The 17,302-nt window shown below is 52.4% G+C and carries 17 protein-coding genes and 1 tRNA gene; 4 read left to right on the forward strand and 14 right to left on the reverse strand.

Translation table 11 applies throughout. The features are described from left to right. Together tusE and yccA are read right to left on the reverse strand one after the other, a co-directional pair. Positions 1-330, reverse strand: a complete 330-nt coding sequence (gene tusE, locus SGR01S_RS09125; RefSeq protein ID WP_037419323.1) for a sulfurtransferase TusE — start codon at positions 328-330, stop codon at positions 1-3. Positions 331-440: 110 nt separating this feature from the next. Further along, positions 441-1,100 (reverse strand): FtsH protease modulator YccA, encoded by a 660-nt coding sequence (gene yccA / locus SGR01S_RS09130; RefSeq protein WP_004942825.1) that lies wholly within the window; start codon positions 1,098-1,100, stop codon positions 441-443. A 228-nt stretch (positions 1,101-1,328) separates the two neighbouring features. Between yccA and SGR01S_RS09135 the strand changes: the two genes are divergently transcribed. Then, positions 1,329-1,416, forward strand: a tRNA-Ser gene (locus tag SGR01S_RS09135). Positions 1,417-1,535: 119 nt separating this feature from the next. On the opposite strand, the gene SGR01S_RS09140 is transcribed toward SGR01S_RS09135, so the two are convergent. Beyond that, the gene (locus SGR01S_RS09140; protein WP_037419325.1) at positions 1,536-3,530 is read right to left on the reverse strand and encodes a BCCT family transporter; all 1,995 of its coding nucleotides are present in this window, start codon (positions 3,528-3,530) and stop codon (positions 1,536-1,538) included. A gap of 469 nt (positions 3,531-3,999) precedes the next feature. Here SGR01S_RS09140 and SGR01S_RS09150 point away from each other — a divergent pair, with 469 nt between their 5' ends. Beyond that, complete coding sequence (locus SGR01S_RS09150; RefSeq protein ID WP_037419327.1) at positions 4,000-4,215, forward strand: hypothetical protein; 216 nt, start codon at positions 4,000-4,002, stop codon at positions 4,213-4,215. Between the two features lie 107 nt (positions 4,216-4,322). On the opposite strand, the gene SGR01S_RS09155 is transcribed toward SGR01S_RS09150, so the two are convergent. The 8 genes from SGR01S_RS09155 to SGR01S_RS09190 form a co-directional block, all read right to left on the reverse strand. Then, complete coding sequence (locus tag SGR01S_RS09155; RefSeq protein WP_061807262.1) at positions 4,323-5,732, reverse strand: cytochrome c; 1,410 nt, start codon at positions 5,730-5,732, stop codon at positions 4,323-4,325. Next, entirely contained in the window at positions 5,729-7,384 is a 1,656-nt protein-coding gene (locus SGR01S_RS09160) for a GMC family oxidoreductase (RefSeq protein WP_061807264.1), read from the reverse strand. Before SGR01S_RS09160 ends, SGR01S_RS09155 begins: the two co-directional genes overlap by 4 nt. A gap of 15 nt (positions 7,385-7,399) precedes the next feature. Further along, positions 7,400-7,960, reverse strand: coding sequence for a sorbitol dehydrogenase family protein (locus SGR01S_RS09165; protein ID WP_061807265.1), 561 nt, complete (start codon positions 7,958-7,960; stop codon positions 7,400-7,402). Between the two features lie 402 nt (positions 7,961-8,362). After that, a complete protein-coding gene (locus tag SGR01S_RS09170) occupies positions 8,363-9,160 on the reverse strand; it encodes a DNA/RNA non-specific endonuclease (protein WP_061807266.1) in 798 nt (265 codons plus the stop codon). A 168-nt stretch (positions 9,161-9,328) separates the two neighbouring features. Beyond that, the gene (locus tag SGR01S_RS09175; protein WP_061807268.1) at positions 9,329-10,789 is read right to left on the reverse strand and encodes a TrkH family potassium uptake protein; all 1,461 of its coding nucleotides are present in this window, start codon (positions 10,787-10,789) and stop codon (positions 9,329-9,331) included. A gap of 137 nt (positions 10,790-10,926) precedes the next feature. Next, complete coding sequence (locus tag SGR01S_RS09180) at positions 10,927-11,238, reverse strand: hypothetical protein (protein WP_037419344.1); 312 nt, start codon at positions 11,236-11,238, stop codon at positions 10,927-10,929. 239 nt (positions 11,239-11,477) lie between these two features. Next, a complete protein-coding gene (gene wrbA / locus SGR01S_RS09185; RefSeq protein WP_061807269.1) occupies positions 11,478-12,077 on the reverse strand; it encodes an NAD(P)H:quinone oxidoreductase in 600 nt (199 codons plus the stop codon). A 77-nt stretch (positions 12,078-12,154) separates the two neighbouring features. Next, positions 12,155-12,775, reverse strand: a complete 621-nt coding sequence (locus SGR01S_RS09190; RefSeq protein WP_037419350.1) for a LysE family transporter — start codon at positions 12,773-12,775, stop codon at positions 12,155-12,157. A gap of 68 nt (positions 12,776-12,843) precedes the next feature. Here SGR01S_RS09190 and SGR01S_RS09195 point away from each other — a divergent pair, with 68 nt between their 5' ends. Then, positions 12,844-13,767 carry a LysR family transcriptional regulator gene (locus SGR01S_RS09195; protein WP_061807270.1) on the forward strand — a complete coding sequence of 308 codons (924 nt, stop codon included), beginning with the start codon at positions 12,844-12,846 and terminating at the stop codon, positions 13,765-13,767. Here SGR01S_RS09195 and SGR01S_RS09200 read toward each other — a convergent pair. Then, positions 13,751-14,221: a helix-turn-helix domain-containing protein gene (locus SGR01S_RS09200; RefSeq protein ID WP_037419355.1), complete on the reverse strand. Its 471-nt coding sequence runs from the start codon at positions 14,219-14,221 to the stop codon at positions 13,751-13,753. The two genes, SGR01S_RS09195 and SGR01S_RS09200, sit on opposite strands and share 17 nt — an antisense overlap. Positions 14,222-14,351: 130 nt before the next feature. Beyond that, positions 14,352-14,927 (reverse strand): XRE family transcriptional regulator, encoded by a 576-nt coding sequence (locus tag SGR01S_RS09205; RefSeq protein WP_061807271.1) that lies wholly within the window; start codon positions 14,925-14,927, stop codon positions 14,352-14,354. A 67-nt stretch (positions 14,928-14,994) separates the two neighbouring features. On the opposite strand from SGR01S_RS09205, the gene SGR01S_RS09210 reads away from it, so the two are divergent. After that, entirely contained in the window at positions 14,995-15,912 is a 918-nt protein-coding gene (locus tag SGR01S_RS09210; protein ID WP_061807273.1) for a DMT family transporter, read from the forward strand. 28 nt (positions 15,913-15,940) lie between these two features. Here SGR01S_RS09210 and rutG read toward each other — a convergent pair whose 3' ends face one another. Further along, positions 15,941-17,260, reverse strand: coding sequence for a pyrimidine utilization transport protein G (gene rutG, locus SGR01S_RS09215; protein WP_037419363.1), 1,320 nt, complete (start codon positions 17,258-17,260; stop codon positions 15,941-15,943). Between the last annotated feature and the right edge of the window lie 42 nt (positions 17,261-17,302).

Genomic DNA, 17,302 nt, shown 5'->3' on the forward strand with positions numbered 1-17,302 from the left:
TCAGATGCATTTTACCGGTTTTGGCAGGCCCGCTATTTTTGTTGCCTGTTTGGCTGGCCCCTTGGGGAATAAACGGTAGAGATAGCGGCTGTTGCCTTTCTCTTCACCGTATTTCTGCGCCATGGCTTTCACCAGCATGCGGATTGCCGGTGAGGTATTAAACTCCAGGTAAAAGCCACGTACGAAACGCACGACTTCCCAATGTGCCTCGGTAAGCGTTATTTCTTCCTGGGCGGCTAGCAATGGTGCCAGGGCCTCATGCCAATCGGCGCTGTTTTTCAGGTAACCCTGTGCGTCAGTTTCAATAACCTGACCTTCATACTCCAACATACTGCCTCGGTAACGGGTAATTCAAAACAGTCGCCAGTTTAGCAAACTTTGCCGCTGCAAAAAATAAAGCCCCGCCGGAGCGGGGCTTTAAGTATTTATCACGTGCGATATCAGTTGCTGCGTGCGAAGCCCAAAATGCTCAACAGGCTGATGAACATGTTGTACAGCGACACGTACAAGCTGACGGTGGCGCGGATGTAGTTAGTCTCGCCGCCGTGAATAATGTTGCTGGTCTCCCACAGGATTGCGCCCGCAGAGAACAAGATAAACAGCGCGCTGATAGCCAGATGCAGGGCAGGGATCTGCAAGAACAGGTTAGCGATGACCGCAACCAGCAGTACCACAAACCCAGCCATCATCATCCCAGACAGGAATGACATATCCTTGCGTGTTGTCAGCACATAGGCTGAACAGCAGAAGAACACGACTGCAGTGCCGCCCAACGCCAGCATAATCAGATCGCCAGCACCGGTATTAATGAATGAACTGAGGATTGGCCCCAGGGCATAGCCCATAAAACCGGTCAGTGCGAACGCTGCCAGAATGCCCGCAGGGCTGTTCGCCAGTTTGTGGGTCAAGAACATCAGCCCATAAAAACCGACCAGCATCAGCAATAGACCCGGTGCCGGCAGCCCCAGCATGGTGCTGGCAGTTGCGGTCAGTGCCGAAAACGCCAGCGTTAAAGAAAGTAGAAAATAAGTGTTACGCAAAACCTTATGCGTGCTCAGCAACGAGTCACGCGAGGAGGATGAGACGACAATACGGTCCATAATGATCTCTCTTATCAGGTCATCACAAAATTAGTGACGATGATAGGCAGCGCAAGCGTTTGATTAAAGTTTGTTTACCAATCTTTACCCTTAGTTATCATTGTTGCAACCTTAAGCGGGAGTTGATGGTTTCTTCAACGCTTACGCGTCAAGTGCTGGTTTTTCGTTCGGTTGAACCGTAATGGGCTTTACAAGCGGATCAGCTCTGTTTATAGTTCGGCTCGTTGCGGAGGGGTGGCCGAGTGGCTGAAGGCAACGGTCTTGAAAACCGTCGACGGGAAACCGTTCCAGAGTTCGAATCTCTGCTCCTCCGCCATAAATTATGACCCCGTGCTCTCTGAGCACGGGGTTTTTTGTTGCGTCCAGAAAATGGTTTGGTAGCACGGGCATAAAAAAGCCGCCCGGATGGGGCGGCTGTAGTCGTCGTTGAGGGAACTAACGAACCAGATGCAGGAAGTGCAGATGTTTCTCGTACTGGTCGAGAATATCGTGAATGATCTGCTCTTGCGTCCAACCCATCACATCGTAATCCTGTCCACCTTCTTTTAGGTGAACTTCACCGCGATAGTATTTATGTTCTTCGTCACGTTCCTCATCATTCAATCCAGCCAGGGCAAAGGCCGGTTGAATGTAAGCACGCAGGCGAACTTCATAAACAAAGTTGAGATCCTCACCCAGATCAACCTCAAAACGGATGCGATCGTCCTGTGAATCGTCAATCGAAGACGTGGTGTTTTGCTTAGCTAATTCAGCTTCGACCAGCATCATGGCGGGCTGAACCACTTCACTGACAAAACGTTTTACCTGGGAGCGCTTCGGGAAGTAGGCAATATTACGTAAGCGTCGTTGCCACGAGATCGGGTTACGTGCGGCGGTCGGCGCAATCGTGGTCATCACTTGGCTATCGCGCTTATAGGCATCGATACGCAAGGCTTTTAATAACCCGTAGATAGACACCAGCAAGATCATCGAGAACGGCAGGGCACTGGCAATCGTTACGGTTTGCAACGCGCTCAGCCCGCCGGCAATCAGTAATGCAATCGCGACGACCCCCATCATCGAGGCCCAGAATATCCGCTGCCAGACCGGCGTTTTATCGGTGCCACCGGAAGCTAATGTATCAACGACCATCGCCCCTGAATCCGCAGAAGTGACAAAGAACACCACGACCATGGCCATCGCGATAAACGACAGAATATTAGAGAACGGGAAGTGCTCCAGGAAGTTAAACAGCGCCAGGGCTACATCGTTTTGTACCGTGTTAGCCAGATCGCGCGCACCTTCGTTCATGATCAGATTGATGGCGCTGTTGCCGAAAACGGTCATCCAAAGCAGCGTAAAGCCAGCCGGAACAAACAGCACACCGGTGACAAACTCACGAATGGTACGTCCGCGTGAAACGCGGGCAATGAACATACCCACGAATGGCGACCATGATAACCACCAACCCCAATACAGCAGCGTCCAACCGCCCAACCAGTTGCTGGATTTTGGTTCGTAAGCGTACAGGTTAAAGGTTTTACTCACGATATCGGAGAGATAGCCCCCGGTATTTTCAACAAAGGATTTTAATAGCAGTACGGTTGGCCCAAGCGCAGCGACCAAAACCAGTAACAATACGGCCAGACCGAGGTTCAGTTCGGACAGAATGCGGATGCCTTTGTCCAGACCAGACACTACCGACAGCGTTGCCAGCCCGGTAATCACTACGATCAGGATCACCTGTACCGTGGCGTTGATCGGCAAACCGAATAGGTGGTTGAGGCCGGCATTAACCTGCAATACGCCGTAACCCAATGAGGTTGCGACGCCAAACACGGTACCGATCACCGCAAAAATATCTACCGCATGGCCAATGGGCCCATAAATGCGATCACCAATGATCGGATACAGAGCGGAGCGTAGCGTCAGCGGTAGGCCGTGCCGATAGCTAAAGAACGCCAAAATCAAGGCGACGATGGCATAAATCGCCCAAGCATGCAGGCCCCAGTGGAAGAAGGTTAGGCGCATTGCCTGTTTAGCCGCTTCCACTGTTTCCGGCGTCCCGGTTGGGGGCGAAAGGTAGTGCATCACTGGCTCGGCGACGCCAAAGAACATCAGGCCGATACCCATTCCGGCAGAAAATAGCATGGCGAACCATGAAACATAGCTAAAGTCTGGTTGGGCGTGATCAGGCCCAAGCTTGATATTGCCGTAACGCGATAAACCCAGATAGGTCACGCTTAACAGGATCAGTGCGACTGCCAGAATGTAAAACCAGCTGGCGTTAGTGAATATACCCTGTTGCAACGCTTTGAATTTGCGATCGGCTAATTCAGGATAGAGGGCGGCAAATGCCACCAGGACGATGATTAATGCGGCAGAGATAAAAAATACCGGAGGATTGATATGGCTACGACGTGCCACAATTTCAGTGTCGTTTTGGCTCATAGAATACCTTCTAGCTAGTCCGTTAGGGAATTGGGGTTAATCCTTTAAAACAACTCCATAAAAAATGGGCGAACAACGTGCCCGTGAAATTTAACCCGGTAAGTATATCGAAAAAACGACCTAATTGTCATTTTTTCGGTCAAAACGGCTATTTTAAATGGTTTTATTAGACGTTTTAGCTATATAAAAATAACACAGTCAGGATGGGTAATTCACTCTTTTCGAAGGGAAAAGTGCCGCCGCCATATCAGGAATACCAGAGTGCACATAAATACAGCGTCAGGCTGCAAAGAGGAGGCACTTTCGTCATACAACGGTGACCTTAGCGGCATGGTAGAGCAGATCATGATAGAAACGCCTATAACAGCCGCCAGAACCCAGGCGGATGTGCCGTTAACTATTGATCAGGGCAATGCAAAGGTTAGAATAGGGTTACGCGATTGTGTTTAGCTCTGTCATGGAGATCAAGATGAGTGGGTATCAAATAGCATTGTGGACGATGATCTTTCTGAAGTCTGGTGCATTTCTGGTGTTCGTTTGGTGGTGGATGTTCAAGCGTGCAACCAAGCCTTATGTCCGTCCGCAAGATGTTGTGATTGACGAAACGCCGGATGATGACAATCTGACAATGGAAGAAGTGATGAAGAAGCACGGTATTACCCGTGTGGAAAATCAAACCCACTAAAGTATTCCTTGCCGTATCCTTTCCGAATAAGGCACAGCCTATCCCTATATGACTTGCAGCCATGCCTGCAAGCCAGGGTTAATTCCCCAGCTTGCAAGTTTCAGGGGTTAACGCCGCTTTCTTCCTACCAACCACACCAGGATGAGCAACGCCAGTACCGCAATGCCGATTGCCGGGGCCATATAAGGCTGCAACCGGGCAAGCAGCGGGATCGGACCGCCTTGGCGCAATATGGCGACGTCTACAGCACTGACCTTAACCGTCGGATTACCATACTGTTGCAGGACATAATTGCTGATAGCAGCGATCTGCTGATCGTTTAGCGGATTAACATATGATTGTGGGCCAAAGTTCGGCATGAGCACGTGCTGGTCGCCGACCTTTCGTTCTACACCGAACAATATGGCTGAGATCAGGTTGGCTGGGTTGCTGGCACCGGTGGCGGTATTGTTGAACAACGAGGGATAAGCCTGATTTTTACTGCCGCTACCGTCCGCCTGGTGACAGCTGGCGCAGTTGCCGCTGAACAGTGCCGCGCCGTCGGTCACGGTGTTATTTGCCGTGGCAGGATGTAACCCGCGCAACTGGGCTTCAACATTAAACGGCTTGCCGTAACTGTCTGCAGCCTGGTGGTCATTGGCGTCTCTGATTGGCGTCGTGCTTTTCAGGTAAACCGCAATGGCCGATAAATCCTCATTGGAGAAATACTGCAGGCTGTTTTCGATGGCTTCCGCCATGCCGCCAGCTGCCTGGTTCTTCCCGGTTACCTGGCCTGTTTTCAAATACTGCACCAATTGCTGTTCGTTCCAGCCGCCAATACCGCTGATGGGATCAGAAGTAATGTTCGGGGCATACCAACTGCCGACCATGCCGCCTGCCAACGCCTGACTATTGTCTTCCGCCATTAACACGTTGCGTGGAGTATGACAGGTATCGCAGTGCCCAGGCCCATTGACCAGATAGGCGCCCCGGTTCCACTGTTCGCTTTTGCTGGCATCCGGTGCGAATCGACCGTCTTTCAGGAACAGCAGATTCCAGGCTGCCATGCTAAAACGCAGATTGAACGGGAATGGCAGATCGGTCAGCGTATTTTTCTGATCGACAGGTTTCACACCGTGCATAAAGTAGGCATACAGTGCCTTGATATCCGCGTCGCTCAACCGGGTGTAAGAGGTATAGGGCATTGCAGGGTAGAGATGGGTGCCATCGGCGCGAATACCGTCCCTGACTGCACGGGCAAACTGCTGTTCGCTATAACTACCAATGCCCTCGGTGTTGGACGGGGTGATATTGGTAGCGTAAATCACCCCCATGGGGGAACTGATGCCATAGCCGCCAGCAAACGGCGTACCGCCTTCCGGTTTGGTATGGCAGGCCTGGCAGTCGGAGGCGATGGCAATCTGTTCGCCTTTTTTAATCAACGCCACGCCGCTCAGGTCAGCTTCGTTTGCCGCCTGTACAGCGCTGCTGCCGAGTAACAGCAGGGATAGCAGTGTCAGTCTCGCCTGTTTTTTCATGACTTCACCGCCAGCTTGCGTGCAATGTCATCGGCGGCCTTGATGCCCAACGCCGCCATGGTCAGGGTACTGTTCACCACACTGGCGGAAGGAATGGCACCGCCGCCCGGCAACCAAAGATTGGCATGGTCATGCGTCCGGCAGTTGCCGTCTACTACCGAATCTTCGGGACTGTGCCCCATGATGGTTCCGCCCATAATGTGGTTATTGGCATTTAGGCTGGTGGTGATGTTGAACTCTTCGGCATCGAACAGTTGGCCAATATGTTCAAGCTGCTTATGTGCAGCTTCGGCGCCTTTGCGTACGTAATCACCTACATCGTAATGGATATCTGGGCAGGGTAGACCATGGGCGTCTGTACGGGTTTTACTCAATGTCAGGCGGTTATTTGGGTCTGGTAACGGTTCCAGACTAATGGACAGATCGACGCCATAGGCGGCGCGCCGGCGGATCTCAGCATCCAGCTCTTTACCGACCAACCCTTTTTCCAACGCCTGCTGTGTTGCAGGAACCACCCGATTGATGTTGTTGAGGATCATTTTATTGGCTGAGTAATCCTTGCGGAACTCACCGTCACGTGGGCCAACCAGGCAGCTGCTTTGCGCGGGACCCCGTCCCAGCCAGAGGGGTTCTTTCGCCAGGAAAGTACAGTGAAAACCAGAGTGGTCCATCATATTGCGCCCAACCTGATCGGAAGCGTTGGCAATGCCATTCGGGTTGCGTTCATTTGCCGCCATTAGCAGCAGACGCGGGGTTTCTATGCCGTTGCAGGCTAGTGCGAAAGCCTTGGCCGTGGCCTTGTAGGATTGTTTTTTATTGTCCAGCCAATGTACGGCGGTAACCTGGTTCTGATCATCGGTATCAATCTTGTAGACCACGGCTTCTGCCAGTACCACTGCACCTTTCATCTCCGCACGTTCAACGTGATGGATACCGTTGTACATTGCCCCTATTGGGCAAATAGGTTGGCAGTTGTTATTACCGCAGCAGGTTGGGCGGCCTTTCCACGGGTGGATGCTTCGCCCCTGTGGAATAGGGACTGAACGGTAGCCGTGTGGGTTAACCACTTCAGCAAAACGGATATCGCCATGAGCCCAGGGCACCATATCCATCGGGTAGGGTTTGCTGCGCTCAACCGGAGACTGTTGTTGCGGATCGTTGGGACCAGCAACACCGATCTCTTCCTCTGCCCGGCAATAGTAGGGTTCCAGCTCGTCATAAGAAATGGGCCAGTCGCGGCCAACGCCGTATAACGTCTTCATTTGGAAATCACTTGGCACGTGTCTCCAACAAGAGGCTGCCCAATGCCAAGTGGTACCGCCGACGGTACGCAGATAACCTTGTTTGAAACTGCTGGCACTGGGGCCACTCAGGGCAACGTAGTTGTTTTCCGGGAAATAAAGTGGTGCGGTGGCGAACTCTGATTGCGGGTACAGTCCCTGATAATCGGAGCCAGCACGGTTGTCAAAAGGCATATTGCGCCAGTTTTCAACGGCCTGAGCACGCTCTATACGTAGACCCGCTTCCAATACCAACACGGAAAAGCCTTGGCTGACCAATTGATCGGCCATCATGCCACCGACAATACCGGAGCCTACGATCACAATATCTGCCGATGCATTGCCATCGGCGGTAAATACAGGTTTTTTCATCAGAAATCTCTCAGATCACAGGGGAACATTGACGGCTGGCGGGGTTGCGGTCCACCACAGCGGGCCATTGCCACAATAGGTGGGAACGATCAGCGCATCGCTGGCGGGGCGATACATCAGCGCATCTTTATAGGCGATCAGTTCTGCCGTTTGCCCATGACCGACGGTGCCGGTGTACCATGCGGTAATGATTGCCGTGAGCACGTCTTGCAGGCCAGCCTGTGTGGCTTGTTGTTGCAACTGCTTTGCACTTTGGCCCGGTTGCAATAAGTGACTGATCTGCTCAACCTTCGAAGTAAACTGGGCATCGTGGTTATGTAGCGCCGTAAAAATACGCGCCGACATACCCTGATCGATATCGTTATGTTCGGTTAATGTCTGAGAAATTTTGAAGAAGCGCGCAAACTGCAACGGGTTGGTCGCCGCGGTATGTTGTTCAGCCTGGCTAAGGAAAGGATAGCTAAGCAGGGACGTTGCAAGTAGGGTTGAGGCCAGTCCCAGTAGGACTTCCCTCCGACTGAAACCGGTTCCATTTTTGGCTGGTAGCCCACCATCGTCTGATAAAAAATTTTCCATGTGTTTTTCTCACAACAGGTGTTAGTGCCGAATAAGGCAAAGGGGAGCGGGTAAAGAGTGATAATAAACAATGAAATAACTCCATTGTTTATGGTTTCATATCTAATAATTTTTGCGGATATTAACTTGGTGATAACTTTTCAGCAATAATCTTGCTCAGGTGCTATGAAAAAACAGCACATAAAGAATAAAAAAGCAGGCACAACGGCAAGTTAGGGTAGGAGAGAGCGCTATAATTAGGGCTATTGAGCGGTAAATACTCAGTCTTGAGAGCGGTATTATCCTCGGGATTTTGAGGATTAAATAGGGGATTAATGAGTCATGCTTATATTTAAGCTAACGTTATTATTCTTAATCCAAACCAATAAAAAAACCCGCCGCAGCGGGTTCCCGGTGATCACGTTAGCTCTTGCAACCCATCAGTTCCGGCAGGACTCCAGGCTTGGCCTTCAATGAAGCCTGTACATCATCCGGCAGACCCGCCCAGATAATTAAACCAGTGCGCTTTTCGATTTCACTTACCGTCACACGGTACTGGCAGAAATCGGCATTTTTCGGGGTGTTTTGATCAAACAGAAACGCGGCATAGTGGTTCACTTCCGGGCTGTTGTTGATGAAAATGACCTTCCAATAAGCACTAGGAATCGTGTGTGCTTTCTGAGTACCCGGCAATTTGCCCATATTACGTTCGTACAGTGGACCGGTCACGGTATACACCGAGCTAATGTCTGCCCGGTCAATCAGTTTGCGTTCCTGGTCTTCCAGTCGCGCCCAAGAGCCTTGGTTCAGGTCTGCCATTTGTGGCGTGATGTTGGAAAGGTAGTTCAAGGATTCCCAGTCAGACACCCCAGCCAATGACGCCAGCGGTGCCTGATGCCCACGATCCACCTTCAGCGCTGCATTGGCACCGGTATAGTCCGCCGGCACCAGCGTATCTGCCGGGTTCAGTGCAGGGTCGGTTTTCCAGTTGCGCGTCTTGCCACTGGCCGGTGTGTCCTTGGTAATGTGATAAGCCACCCAATTGGCGAATTTGGTGGTGCTGTTGTTGTTCAATGTATAAGCATGGCGAACGATTGACACATTACTGCTGCCGCCAGTTGGGCAACCGACCGCACAGTTGTCGATAGACTCCAGCGTCTCGGCGGAGGCCTGGGCGGTAAACAACAGTGCGGCGATAGCTAACATCTTGTTAAAGCGCATATTCATATCCTCAATAAGTTAAAATTATACTGTATATTTGTACAGTTAAAGTAACTTATCGCAATGAAACGAATACAACAATGCAACACATTCATGTTGCGAATGTGTCAGCGTTGGTACAGCACAGTGGGTGATAAAGAGGCCTGGGCTGAGAGGGTCGCAAAAGTATTAAAAACGCCAGAAGGCACGCGAACACAGGATCAACATAGGGTAGATCTCAAGACGACCAAGCAGCATTGCCGCGCACATCAGCCATTTGGCTGCGTCGCTGAGCGTGCCAAACCCGGCAGCTGTTTCCCCGAACCCCAATCCCATATTATTGATACAGGCGGCGACGGTCGCAAAGGAGGTGACCAGGTCATAGCCCATCAGGTTCAGCAACCAGACGAAGAAGCAGCTGAAAAAGACGTAGAGAAAGAAGAAGCTCCACACAGAACGTAACACGCGATCCTGAATGGGAGCGTTGCCGACTTTGATCGTGAAAACGGCGTTGGGATGGACCAGTTGGTTAATCTCATGTCGGCTCTGTTTGTACATGATCAGAAAACGCAGCGCTTTGATGCCGCCGCAGGTTGATCCGACGCAGCCGCCGAAAAAGCTCGCTGCCAAGAGTAGCATAATCGTGTGAGAAGGCATTTTGGCATAGTCAGCGGTGGCTAATCCATTATCGGTCATCATCGAACTGGTGAGGAAAAAACCGTGTACAAAGGCGTCTTTGGCACCGTACATCCCCGAGCGGTAAAGTTCGAAACAGACAATCGCCACGATAATCGACAGCACCAGCAGGAAAAAGCGCAGCTCCGGGTTTTTATACAGAGGTTTCAGGCTGCGGCGCCCTACGGCCACGAAATACAGGGTGAAATTTACTGCCGCCAAAATAGAAAAAATGCCGCCGACCATTTCTACTGCCGAACTGTCGTAATAGCCCAGGCTTTCGTTACGGGTGGAGAATCCCCCAAGTGAGACGGTGGAGATCCCATGACAAAGGGCATCGAACCACGGCATACCGGCAACACGAAATGCGACCGTACAAGCCAGCCCCAAACCGAGATAGATCAGCCACAGATTTTTAGAGGTGTCGGCCAGGCGCGGGGTCAGACGTTCTTCTTTGAATGGCCCTGGCATTTCCGATTGATAAAGCTTGGCGCCACCAATTCCCAACAGCGGCAGCACTGCTACTGCCAAGACAATGACACCGAGACCGCCGATAAAATTGAGTTGAGAGCGGTAGTAGAGGACGGATTTAGGCAGGCCTGATACGTCATTAAGTACTGAAGCACCCGTGGTGGTGATACCGGAGACGCCTTCAAACATGGCATCAGTCAGACTGATGTTTAATGTGTTGTCCATCCATAATGGCAGGGCACTGACAACAGAAAACAGCAGCCAAAACATCACAATGATCAGAAACCCGTCTTGAGTGCGTAATTGTACTTTGGACTGTCGGGTACTGAACCAACCCAGGCCGCCGAGTGAGCCGGCAATCACTAACGTATAGAAGAAGGAAAAAACGCTTTTTTCTTTATATAACAGTGCCACCAATAGGGGGGGGATCATCGACAAGCTGTAAAGAAAAACTAAAAAACTGCAAAGATGAATAACGACCAGAATCTGCTTGTTCTTGACCATACTTGCGTCCGAGTTGCCTGTCGGCAATGCGTCAATTTATTCTTTAAGTATATAAAGAATAAGGCAGACGATATAAAAAAAGCGTAAAAATTCATATCGCCTGAGAAGGTTGGCACGTTTTTTAACCGTGCTGGTGATTATTCCAACAGGTTGTTTACGGTGCGACGCACGTATTGCGTCATTTGCGCCAGATCCTCGGGTGACACCGGGCCGCCGCCGGCACGCACCACTTGTTGTTCGATTTGAGCGATCTCTTGCTCGACCTTGTTGGCAATCTGCACCTTAACGATTTTATCCACCGATGAGAGCAGGACTTTAAGTACCACTTTCAGTGCCACATTTTCGCAGAACGAATCGTAGTGATGGATCGCAGGCGGCGCCGCGGGTGGTTCGGGTGCGCGCGGGGCCATAGCCTTAAAACTGTCTACATTTTCAATAATAAGATCCATGTCTCTTATTAGTTCATCAAAATCTTTAGACACTGACTTATTTCCCTTCGCTATGCGCAAAAACAGAACGCCCGTCATCATGACAAATGCCGATGATTGACGGGCAGAACGAATTTCGACCGTGACGTTCAGGTAGTGAATGGCAGGCTGAGCGGCATTTTAACCTTGCTGCGGGTTGGCAACAAGATGGGGCCGAACGAATCAACGGCCCCGTCAGGCAGGTAACGGCAGGTTATCGCTTAACTTTTCAGCTTGGCGGTGATTTTCGCCACGTGTTCACCCTGGTAGCGGGCAATCGTCAGCTCTTCTTGGCTGGGCTGGCGTGAGCCGTCAGCGCCGGCAATGGTCGTGGCACCATAAGGCGTGCCACCGCGCGTATGGGAAACGTCAAACAATTCTGGGGTCGCGTAACCGATCGGCACAATAATAAAACCGTGGTGCGCCAGCGTGGTCCAGGTGGAGGTGATGGTGTGCTCCTGGCCGCCGCCGGTACCGGTAGAGGAAAAGACGCTACCTACTTTGCCGTACAGTGCGCCAGAAGCCCACAGCCCGCCAGTTTGGTCGAGGAAGGTGCGCATTTGCCCAGCCATATTACCAAAACGAGTTGGTGTGCCGAAGATAATGCCATCGTAATCGGCCAACTCCTGTGGCGTGGCGATAGGCGCTTTTTGATTTTGCTTACCGCCAGCTTTGGCAAAGGCGTCAGCTGGGATGGTTTCCGGAACGCGTTTCAGTGTGACTTCAACACCACTGACTCTGCGGGCGCCTTCTGCTACCGCTTCCGCCAGGGTTTCAATATGTCCGTACATTGAGTAATAAAGAACCAAAATTTTCGCCATGTTCCTTGCTCCATTCGGGGGATTGAAAGAGATGCTCCCTAAGCATAGGAGTGAATGATGAACTTATCCTTACGGCTTTATTTTATCCCTGCCATTGCCAACAGTGCACCGAAAGCGATCAGCAAACCACCAAACGCCCTGTCTATACCTTTACGCAGGCGCAGGAGGCGTGCATTAATGCCAGGCGCGGAAAACAGCAGGGCGACGGCACTGAACCAGAGGATATGAGCTAGTGCAATGAATAATCCGTAACCTATTTGCACCCCCAGTGGCGTTTGGGGGTTAACCACTTGCATAAACAGGCTGACGATAAAAATGGTGGTTTTAGGGTTTAGCACGTTAGTTAAAAAGCCGGTTTTCAGCGCGGCAAAGTCGCTAACGGCAGTCGGTGTAGCTGAAGAAGAAGCTGCCACACTAGTGCCTGCGTGACGTAGCATACTAATACCGAGGTAAATCAGATAGGCTGCACCCACCGCTTTCAACAGCGTGAACAGCCACAGTGACTGTTGGATCAACACACCGACACCAATCAGGGTATAGCTGACGTGGATAAGCACACCAGCGCCAATGCCGCAGGCGGTTAACACACCGGCACGACGGGAAAGCAGCAGACTGTTACGTGACACCATAGCGAAATCTGGTCCCGGACTGATGACGGCGAGTAAAGTGATGGTGACGACAGCGATGAGTTCGGTCATAGTGATCCTGTAAGAAAATCAGCAGAGAGTGGCTGATTTATAAAAGGAATGGCTGACGGTGACAAACGATGAAAACTGACGATATCGGTGAGAAAAACTCACGCAAGGTTAACCGGCCGCTGTCGTTGGGGGGATTGCGCTGTTTTGAGGCTGCAGCAAGGTTGGAAAGTTTCACCCAAGCGGCAAATAGCCTGAGCCTGACGCACGGGGCGGTCAGCAGAGCGGTCAGGGCGCTGGAAGATGAACTCGGCGTTGCATTGTTCGAACGTCACCATCGGCGGGTATACCTCACTGGCGCAGGGAGAATGCTGCTACAAGCATCACAACAGGCGTTCGGTATTCTGGAACATACGGCACAAACGTTGCGACAGCAGGCGCAGAATGCACCGCTGGTGTTGTCTTGTGAGCCGACGCTGCTGATGCGTTGGCTGATACCGCGTTTACCCGCTTTTCCGTTAGCGCACCCCGATATCAACCTGCAGTTGGTTGCTGGTGGTGGGCCGTTTTCGTTTCAAGACGGCATTAGTGCGGCTATCCGTCGTAACGATTTTGATTGGGGCGATAAGTTGCACAGCGTGGCGCTGTTCAACGAGCGGGTCGGACCGGTGTGCAAACCCGAAATGGTGCCGCGTTTTATTACCGTTAATGCTGGTCAGTCCACCCTGCGTCATGATGCCGTATTGCTGCACTCCGCTACCCGGCCAGATGCCTGGCAGAAGTGGGCGCAGTCCCAGGATATGGCTCTTGAGGGGCGACCAGAGCAGCGATTCGACCATTTTTACTTCAGTTTGCAGGCGGCGGTGGCGGGGATAGGGGTTGCTATTGGCCCATGGCAGCAGGTGCGTGATGACGTTGCATCCGGGCTGCTGAGTGCGCCTTTTGGCTTCATACCAGATGGCAGCGGCTACTGTTTGCTGACGCCGCAGGAAATCCAGCCGGACAGCGCTCTGGCCCGGCTGGCTGGTTGGCTACAGCTTACGGCATACGCCTGAGTTTTTGGGCCAGACGTTGTTGTTGCCAGCGACTGAGCGCGTCACGTAACAGCAGGGTTCGCATAGCCCGCATCAGAATCGCGAAACTCATGCCGCCGATGGCCCACAGTGACCAGAGATATTGCGGATGGGTAAACCAGTTGATGGCAAACAACATCAGGCCGATAAGGGCAAAACGTACCGCCATGCTAAGCAACTTGGCCTCCGCTTCAACCTGCCGACGAATTGTTTGTTCGGTCTCACCCTGATTTTCGTCTTGTGCTGGTATTGGCTGGTAGAGATCGCTGACCTGTACTCCCAATGCGGCTGCGATCGCGGTCAGGGTTTCCAGACTGGCTTGCTCGCCATTTTCAATACGTTGTACGGTGCGGGTACTGAGCCCGGCGATAGTGGCCAATTGTTCCTGTGACCAGCCTTTGTCCAGCCGTAGTTGCCTGATGCGGTAGGTTTGCATTGCGTTCTCCAACGTGAGTCATCACTGAGGCAAAGTGTAGGGGCAGACATTGCAGATAGCCACGACAGCAACATGACATATGCACGACAGACAGGTGACAACCCACGGAATACACGGGCTACCGTGGTGATCAGAAGGTGACGTTGCGAATAAAACGCAATGGATGATCTGTACGGTTAGCATAAGCATAGTGCTGATCGCTGTTGAATACCTGGGTTTGGCCAGCATCCAGAATCAATGTTTGCTGTTCCAACAACAACGTCAGACTGCCGGCGATCACATAGATAATTTCGCTCCAGCCTTCAGCGTCAGGTACGGAGTCATAATGTTCGCCCGGCATCAGTGTCCATTCCCACAGTTCAACCCGTTGGCGTGCAGGCACACTAGCGGCGAACAGCGCCTGACTTTCTGGTTGTCGCCCTTGCCAGGCTAATTCACCCACCAGATGGTTACCACGCGCTTCAGGCGCTTGGATCAGATCGGTGAAGGCGATATTCAGCGCGTCGGCGAGTTTGTCCAGCACCGCCAGACTGACGTTGCGGTCACCGGCTTCAATACCGGCCAGCATGCGGCGACTGACACAAGATCTTTCTGCCAACGCCACTTGGCTTAGTCCTGCTTGTTGGCGATAGCTGCGCAGGTTGCTGCTCAGATATTGCAGCACCTTGGGGGCTTCATGTTTACCGCTGTTCTCTGCATTGCTCATCCGCGGGCTTTACCTCATACTGGCAGGATCTGTGCATTATATTGCACCCAGCAGGAAGGGCAAGCCGGTGTCTGCAGTAAAAAAATCCTTTATTTCCACCTTTATACCCACAATAAAGCGGCAGGAAGCGGTGTTGATTTTCATCACCATGATCTGGGGCGGTACCTTCCTGGCGGTACATTACGCAATGCAGGTCAGCGGCCCGTTCTTTTTCGTGGGGTTGCGCTTTGCCGCTGCCACATTGGTATTGATGGTGTTTTCCCTGCGGGCTATGCGTGGGCTGACCTGGTATGAGCTGAAAGCGGGCGTGTTTATCGGCATTGCCATTATGTTCGGCTACGGCCTGCAAACGGTAGGACTACAGACGATCAGCAGCAGCCAGTCGGCGTTTATTACCGCCATGTATGTGCCGATGGTACCGTTGTTGCAATGGCTCGTGCTGGGGCGTTTCCCCGGCGTGATGGCGTGGGTCGGTGTGTTACTGGCATTCACCGGTTTGATGTTACTGGCAGCACCGAGCAGCACCGATATGACACTCAGCATTGGTGAGGTACTGACGTTGATTGGTACGTTGGGAATGGCTGCCGAGATTATTTTAATTGGTGCCTATGCAGGCAAGGTCAATGTTAAACGGGTAACGGTGGTGCAATTGGCGACAGCCTCGATGACTGCGTTCTTGATGATGGTCCCGACCGGTGAGTCTGTGCCGCCATACTCCAATTATTTGCTCTACAGCGCGGTCGGGCTGGGGCTTGCCAGTGCCATCATTCAGCTGACGATGAACTGGGCACAGCGCAGTGTTTCACCGACACGTGCCACCGTCATTTACGCGGGGGAGCCAGTGTGGGCAGGGCTGGTTGGACGCCTTGCCGGTGAGCGTCTGCCTGGGATCGCTTTGTTAGGTTGTGCGTTAATCGTGTTGGGTGTGTTGGTCAGCGAACTGCGCATACGCCGCAAAGGAAAAGCGGCAGCACTTGCTGAATAAGGCCCGATCTTCGGGCCACGGTAATTCATTAACGCATGGGACTGTCCGCCAGTGGCAATGTTTTACGCTTGCGCAGCAGGGCATTGAGAATAATGGCACCGAATGTGGCGGTGCCTATCCCGCCCATGGTGAAGTTGCCAATGGTCAAGGCAAAATCCCCGGCGCCCAGCACCAGCGTAACCGCCACCATAATCAGGTTACCGTTGTCGCCAAGATCCACCTTGTTCTGCACCCAAATGCGTGCGCCAGCGACGGCAATTAAACCGAACACCACGACCGATGCACCCCCCAGCACGGGGCCGGGAATCGTATGAATCAGCGCGCCGAACTTCGGTGAAAAGCCCAATACGATCGCCACGATCGCTGCTGCGACGAATACCAGCGTAGAGTAAATCTTGGTCACCGCCATTACACCGATATTTTCAGCATAGGTGGTCACCCCGGTACCGCCCACAGAGCCGGATAGCATGGTAGCCAGCCCATCACCGACGAAAGCGCGGCCGATGTAAGGATCGAGATCCCGTCCGGTCATGCCCGCTACCGCTTTCACATGCCCGAGGTTTTCTGCCACTAAAATAATCGCTACCGGGGCGATCAGCAGCATCGCGTGCAGGTTAAATGCTGGCGCGGTGAATTGTGGCAATCCCAACCAGGCTGCTTGGCTCAATGCGCTGTAATCAACCGGTTTGCCAAGTCCAAAACCGTTGGTTGCCACCACGTAAATCAGATAGGCGGCGATCAACCCAACCAGAATCAGTAGCCGTTGCATCAATCCGCGGGTAAATACCGCCACCGATCCAATACAGAGAATGGTGACTACTGCCATCCAGCTGTCAAAATGAGAAGCCGATACGCTACGTACGGCGATAGGTGCCAGGTTCAGCCCGATCGCCATGACCACGGCACCGGTTACCACCGGTGGCATCAGACGTTCTATCCAGCGTGTCCCCACGCTCATCACCACAAAGCCGATCAACAGATACACCAGTCCACAGGCGATGATACCGCCGAGCGCCAGCGCAATATTGGGGTTGGCACCCTGGCCGCTATACCCTGTCAAAGTGATGACCAACCCGACAAATGCCGCACTGGAACCGAGGTAGCTAGGTACCCGTCCACCTACCACCAGAAAAAACAGCAGCGTGCCGATACCGGACATTAAAATCGCCAGATTTGCATCAAAGCCCATCAGGAGTGGCATCAGAACTGTGGCACCAAACATCGCTACCGCATGCTGTAAACCCATCACCAGCGTCTGTGCAAGCGGTAACCGTTCATCGGGTGCGACGATTGCACCGTCCAGACTGCCTTGTTTCATGCGCCATTGAGGAAACCAGGTATTCGCCATCGTCATCTCCAAAATTGTGTGGGGCAGGTTTGAGGTGCAGGT

It is taken from the genome of Serratia grimesii NBRC 13537, assembly GCF_001590905.1.
GTDB classification, from domain to species: domain Bacteria; phylum Pseudomonadota; class Gammaproteobacteria; order Enterobacterales; family Enterobacteriaceae; genus Serratia; species Serratia grimesii.

Excerpts from the sequence above, each read along its gene's own strand:
- tusE (WP_037419323.1), bottom strand. The coding sequence starts at position 330 with ATGTTGGAGTATGAAGGTCAGGTTATTGAAACTGACGCACAGGGTTAC.
- yccA (WP_004942825.1), bottom strand. The coding sequence starts at position 1,100 with ATGGACCGTATTGTCGTCTCATCCTCCTCGCGTGACTCGTTGCTGAGC.
- SGR01S_RS09140 (WP_037419325.1), bottom strand. The coding sequence starts at position 3,530 with ATGAGCCAAAACGACACTGAAATTGTGGCACGTCGTAGCCATATCAAT.
- SGR01S_RS09150 (WP_037419327.1), top strand. The coding sequence starts at position 4,000 with ATGAGTGGGTATCAAATAGCATTGTGGACGATGATCTTTCTGAAGTCT.
- SGR01S_RS09155 (WP_061807262.1), bottom strand. The coding sequence starts at position 5,732 with ATGAAAAAACAGGCGAGACTGACACTGCTATCCCTGCTGTTACTCGGC.
- SGR01S_RS09160 (WP_061807264.1), bottom strand. The coding sequence starts at position 7,384 with ATGAAAAAACCTGTATTTACCGCCGATGGCAATGCATCGGCAGATATT.
- SGR01S_RS09165 (WP_061807265.1), bottom strand. The coding sequence starts at position 7,960 with ATGGAAAATTTTTTATCAGACGATGGTGGGCTACCAGCCAAAAATGGA.
- SGR01S_RS09170 (WP_061807266.1), bottom strand. The coding sequence starts at position 9,160 with ATGCGCTTTAACAAGATGTTAGCTATCGCCGCACTGTTGTTTACCGCC.
- SGR01S_RS09175 (WP_061807268.1), bottom strand. The coding sequence starts at position 10,789 with ATGGTCAAGAACAAGCAGATTCTGGTCGTTATTCATCTTTGCAGTTTT.
- SGR01S_RS09180 (WP_037419344.1), bottom strand. The coding sequence starts at position 11,238 with ATGGATCTTATTATTGAAAATGTAGACAGTTTTAAGGCTATGGCCCCG.
- wrbA (WP_061807269.1), bottom strand. The coding sequence starts at position 12,077 with ATGGCGAAAATTTTGGTTCTTTATTACTCAATGTACGGACATATTGAA.
- SGR01S_RS09190 (WP_037419350.1), bottom strand. The coding sequence starts at position 12,775 with ATGACCGAACTCATCGCTGTCGTCACCATCACTTTACTCGCCGTCATC.
- SGR01S_RS09195 (WP_061807270.1), top strand. The coding sequence starts at position 12,844 with ATGAAAACTGACGATATCGGTGAGAAAAACTCACGCAAGGTTAACCGG.
- SGR01S_RS09200 (WP_037419355.1), bottom strand. The coding sequence starts at position 14,221 with ATGCAAACCTACCGCATCAGGCAACTACGGCTGGACAAAGGCTGGTCA.
- SGR01S_RS09205 (WP_061807271.1), bottom strand. The coding sequence starts at position 14,927 with ATGAGCAATGCAGAGAACAGCGGTAAACATGAAGCCCCCAAGGTGCTG.
- rutG (WP_037419363.1), bottom strand. The coding sequence starts at position 17,260 with ATGGCGAATACCTGGTTTCCTCAATGGCGCATGAAACAAGGCAGTCTG.